The organism is Mycobacterium sp. E2462 (assembly GCF_001672685.1).
In the GTDB taxonomy this organism is placed as follows: Bacteria; Actinomycetota; Actinomycetes; order Mycobacteriales; family Mycobacteriaceae; genus Mycobacterium.
This window is the reverse complement of record NZ_LZKC01000211.1, coordinates 1-3388: the sequence shown is the minus strand read 5'-3', so window position 1 is coordinate 3388 and position 3388 is coordinate 1. Positions and strand designations below refer to the sequence as shown.

Sequence of the window (3388 nt, the reverse complement as noted above, 5' to 3'; positions counted from 1 at the left end):
CCCCGACACCGTCATGCTGGTTGAGCTTAGGGCGCCCGGCGGCGACCGTGGGGCGCGAACGTCGATTCGGGTACGCGCGGCGGCGGAGTCGGGTGAGGCGACCCTGGCCAACCAACAGGTTGGCCGGGCCCCCTGTTAGGGTGGATCGGGCCCTACTCTGTAGACGGACCCACACCCTTAGATTGCGAACAGGAACTTCACATGTCCGAAGAAGCTTTCATCTATGAGGCCATCCGCACCCCGCGCGGCAAGCAGCGCAACGGGTCGCTCAACGAGGTCAAGCCGGTCAACTTGGTCGTCGGGCTGGTCGACGAGCTGCGCCGGCGCAACCCCGACCTCGACGAAAACCTGATCAGCGACCTGATCCTCGGCGTGGTCTCGCCCGTGGGCGACCAGGGCGGCGACATCGCCCGCACCGCGGCGCTGGTCGCCGGGCTGCCGGAGACCACCGGCGGCGTGCAGCTGAACCGGTTCTGCGCGTCGGGCCTCGAGGCCGTCAACACGGCCGCGCAGAAGGTGCGGTCCGGCTGGGACGACCTGGTGCTGGCCGGCGGCGTCGAGTCGATGAGCCGCGTCCCGATGGGCTCCGACGGCGGCGCCTGGGCGACCGATCCGGAGACCAACTACCGCCTCGGCTTCGTCCCGCAGGGCATCGGCGCCGACCTGATCGCCACCCTCGAGGGCTTCTCCCGCGAGGACGTCGACCGCTACGCGCTGCGCTCGCAGGAAAAGGCGGCCGCCGCGTGGTCGGGCGGCTACTTCGCCAAGTCGGTCGTGCCGGTGCGCGACCAGAACGGCCTGGTCATCCTCGACCACGACGAGCACATGCGGCCGGACTCCACGCTGGAGGGCCTGGGCAAGCTCAAGACCGCGTTCGACGGCGTCGGTGAGATGGGCGGCTTCGACGACGTGGCGCTGCAGAAGTACCACTGGGTGGAAAAGATCAACCACGTCCACACCGGCGGCAACAGCTCCGGCATCGTCGACGGCGCCGCGCTGGTGCTGGTCGGCTCGGAGGCCGCGGGCAAGTCGCAGGGCCTGACCCCGCGGGCGCGGATCGTGGCGACCGCCACCAGCGGCTCCGACCCGGTCATCATGCTGACCGGCCCCACCCCGGCCACCCGCAAGGTGCTGGACCGCGCCGGCCTGACGGTCGACGACATCGACCTGTTCGAGCTCAACGAGGCCTTCGCGTCGGTGGTGCTGAAGTTCCAGAAGGACCTCAACATCCCGGACGAGAAGCTCAACGTCAACGGCGGCGCCATCGCGATGGGCCACCCGCTGGGCGCCACCGGCGCCATGATCACCGGAACCATGGTCGACGAGCTCGAGCGCCGCAACGCGCGTCGCGCGCTGATCACGCTGTGCATCGGCGGCGGCATGGGTGTCGCCACCATTATCGAGAGGGTTTAAGGCTATGGCGGAGAACACTATTGCGTGGGACAAGGACGACGACGGCATCGTCACCCTGACGCTGGACGACCCCACCGGGTCGGCCAACGTGATGAACGAGCACTACAGCGAGTCCATGCACAACGCCGTGGAACGCCTTGCCGCGGAGAAGGATGCGATCACCGGCGTCGTCATCACCAGCGCGAAGAAGACCTTCTTCGCCGGCGGTGACCTCAAGGGCATGATCAACCTCGGACCGGAGAACGCCGGCGAGGCGTTCGACACCGTCGAGTCGGTCAAGCGTGACCTGCGCGCGCTGGAGACCCTCGGCAAGCCGGTGGTGGCCGCCATCAACGGCGCGGCGCTGGGCGGCGGCCTGGAGATCGCGCTGGCGTGTCATCACCGCATCGCGGCCGACGTCAAGGGCAGCCAGCTGGGCCTGCCCGAGGTGACGCTGGGCCTGCTGCCCGGTGGCGGCGGGGTGACCCGCACCGTGCGGATGTTCGGTATCCAGAACGCGTTCATGAACATCTTGTCCCAGGGCACCCGCTTCAAGCCCGCGAAGGCCAAGGAGATCGGCCTGGTCGACGAGCTGGTCGGCTCGGTCGAGGAGCTGGTTCCCGCCGCCAAGGCGTGGATCAAGGCCAACCCCGATTCGCACACCCAGCCGTGGGACGTCAAGGGCTACAAGATGCCCGGCGGCACCCCGTCCAGCCCCGGGCTGGCCGCGATCCTGCCGTCGTTCCCGGCGCTGCTGAAAAAGCAGCTCAAGGGCGCGCCGATGCCGGCACCGCGGGCCATCTTGGACGCGGCCGTCGAGGGCGCGCAGGTGGACTTCGACACGGCCAGCCGCATCGAGAGCCGGTACTTCACCCAGTTGGTCACCGGCCAGACCGCCAAGAACATGATCCAGGCGTTCTTCTTCGACCTGCAGCACATCAACGGCGGCGGCTCGCGGCCCGACGGCATCGCCAAGACCCCGATCAACAAGATCGGCGTGCTGGGCGCGGGCATGATGGGCGCCGGCATCGCCTACGTGTCGGCCAAGGCCGGCTACGAGGTGGTGCTCAAGGACGTCAGCCTGGAGGCCGCCGAAAAGGGCAAGGGCTACTCGGAGAAGCTCGAGGCCAAGGCGCTGCAGCGCGGCAAGACCACCGAGGAGAAGAGCAAGGCGCTGTTGGGCCGCATCACGCCGGCCGCCGACCCCGAGGCGTTCAAGGGCGTCGACTTCGTCATCGAGGCCGTGTTCGAGAACCAGGACCTCAAGCACAAGGTGTTCCAGGAGATCGAGGACATCGTCGAACCCAACGCGCTGCTCGGGTCGAACACCTCGACGCTGCCGATCACCGGTCTGGCGACCGGCGTCAAGCGGCAGGAGGACTTCATCGGGATCCACTTCTTCTCCCCGGTCGACAAGATGCCGCTGGTCGAAATCATCAGGGGCGAGAAGACTTCCGACGAGGCGCTGGCCCGGGTGTTCGACTACACGCTGGCCATCGGCAAGACCCCGATCGTCGTCAACGATAGCCGCGGCTTTTTCACCAGCCGGGTCATCGGGACCTTTGTCAACGAGGCGCTGGCGATGCTGGGTGAGGGCGTCGAGCCCGCCAGCATCGAGCACGCCGGGTCGCAGGCCGGCTACCCGGCCCCGCCGCTGCAGCTGTCCGACGAGCTCAACCTGGAGCTGATGCACAAGATCGCGACCGCGAGCCGCAAGGGCGTCGAGGACGCGGGTGGCACCTACGAGCCGCACCCGGCCGAGGCCGTCGTCGAGAAGATGATCGAGCTCGGCCGCCCGTCGCGGCTCAAGGGCGCGGGCTTCTACGAGTACGTCGACGGCAAGCGGACGCGGCTGTGGCCGGGCCTGCGCGAGGAGTTCAAGTCCGGTTCCACCGAGCTGCCGCTGCAGGACATGATCGACCGCATGCTGTTCGCCGAGGCCCTCGAGACCCAGAAGTGCCTCGACGAGGGCGTGCTGACGTCGACCGCCGACGCC

Annotated in this window: 2 protein-coding genes; both read left to right on the top strand. The window is 68.4% G+C overall.

The genetic code is table 11. The features are described from left to right. The first annotated feature begins 201 nt into the window (after positions 1-201). Positions 202-1413, top strand: coding sequence for an acetyl-CoA C-acetyltransferase (locus tag A5714_RS10650; protein ID WP_068285096.1), 1212 nt, complete (start codon positions 202-204; stop codon positions 1411-1413). A 4-nt stretch (positions 1414-1417) separates the two neighbouring features. Next, on the top strand, positions 1418-3388 hold a 1971-nt coding region (locus A5714_RS10645), incomplete at its 3' end, for a 3-hydroxyacyl-CoA dehydrogenase NAD-binding domain-containing protein (RefSeq protein WP_068285094.1).